The 1,448-nt window shown below is 57.0% G+C and carries 1 rRNA gene; it reads right to left on the bottom strand.

Features of this window, described 5'->3' with window-relative positions:
- Window positions 1-1,448, bottom strand: a 23S ribosomal RNA gene (locus ACYVOM_RS41090); the annotation flags it as partial.

Here is a 1,448-nt window from a genome sequence, read left to right on the forward strand (position 1 = left end):
ACAGTTCACCCGAACGCCTTGGTATTCTCTACCTGACCACCTGAGTCGGTTTGGGGTACGGGCCGCCGGTACACTCACTAGAGGCTTTTCTCGGCAGCATGGGATCACTCACTTCGCCTAAAACGGCTCGGCATCAGATCTCAGGCACATGAAACACGGATTTGCCTATGCTTCGCCCTACATCCTTACCCCGGGACAACCATCGCCCGGGCTGAGCTACCCTCCTGCGTCACCCCATCGCTCACCTACTACCCGATCAGGTCCCGGACTAGCCCACATCCCCATCACCCGAAGGATCCGGAGAGGGATTCGCGCGGTTAGTATCACGAGGTTCAGCGTTGGCGCGTACCAGCGGGTACGGGAATATCAACCCGTTGTCCATCGATTACGCCTGTCGGCCTCACCTTAGGTCCCGACTTACCCTGGGCGGATTAGCCTGCCCCAGGAACCCTTGGTCATCCGGCGGAGCAGTTTCTCACTGCTCATTCGCTACTCATGCCTGCATTCTCACTCGAACAGCCTCCACCACTAGCTCACGCTGCGGCTTCACCGGCTGCACGACGCTCCCCTACCCAACCAGACAAACGTCTGATTGCCACGACTTCGGCGGTGTGCTTGAGCCCCGCTACATTGTCGGCGCGGAATCACTTGACCAGTGAGCTATTACGCACTCTTTCAAGGGTGGCTGCTTCTAAGCCAACCTCCTGGTTGTCACAGCAACTCCACATCCTTTCCCACTTAGCACACGCTTAGGGGCCTTAGTCGATGATCTGGGCTGTTTCCCTCTCGACTACGAACCTTATCGCCCGCAGTCTCACTGCCGTACTCTCACTCACCGGCATTCGGAGTTTGGCTGACGTCAGTAACCTTGTAGGGCCCATCGGCCATCCAGTAGCTCTACCTCCGGCGAGAAACATACGACGCTGCACCTAAATGCATTTCGGGGAGAACCAGCTATCACGGAGTTTGATTGGCCTTTCACCCCTAACCACAGGTCATCCCCCAGGTTTTCAACCCTGGTGGGTTCGGTCCTCCACACCGTCTTACCGGCGCTTCAACCTGCCCATGGCTAGATCACTCCGCTTCGGGTCTACAGCATGCGACTAAAAGCGCCCTATTCAGACTCGCTTTCGCTACGGCTCCCCCACACGGGTTAACCTCGCCACACACCATAACTCGCAGGCTCATTCTTCAAAAGGCACGCCATCACGGACAGCAGCAAAAGCTGCTGGAGACGCTCTGACGGCTTGTAGGCACACGGTTTCAGGTACTATTTCACGACCCCTCACCGGGGCACTTTTCATCTTTCCCTCACGGTACTTGTCCGCTATCGGTCATCAGGGAGTATTCAGCCTTACCACGTGGTCGTGGCAGATTCACACGGAATTTCACGGGCTCCGTGCTACTCGGGAACACACCCAAGAGACCTCGCAATTTCGTCTACCGGA

The sequence above is a fragment of the Actinocorallia aurea genome (assembly GCF_054783995.1).